At 63.5% G+C, this 219-nt stretch carries 1 pseudogene; it reads left to right on the plus strand.

Features of this window, described 5'->3' with window-relative positions:
* Positions 1-128, plus strand: a pseudogene (locus QJT78_RS52840) (transposase); the annotation flags it as partial.
* Between the last annotated feature and the right edge of the window lie 91 nt (positions 129-219).

Raw genomic sequence — 219 nt, forward strand, 5'->3', positions numbered from 1 at the left:
TGCATAAGACACAGCTCGCCTCCGACCGCACCAGCTGCCGTTCGGCGCTCGCCAACCAGGTCCGTCTCGTGCTCCATACGGCCGCTTATTGGCTGATGCTGACCGTGCGCGGAGCTATGGCGGAATCTGGGTGATGACGGTGTGAGGAAGGCGGCGTATCGAGGCGGGTGACGAGCCTGCCAGAACCTCTCGAGGAGAGCGATACGCCATGACCGAGAC

Source organism: Bradyrhizobium sp. Mp27, assembly GCF_029953005.1.
In the GTDB taxonomy this organism is placed as follows: domain Bacteria; phylum Pseudomonadota; class Alphaproteobacteria; order Rhizobiales; family Xanthobacteraceae; genus Bradyrhizobium; species Bradyrhizobium barranii.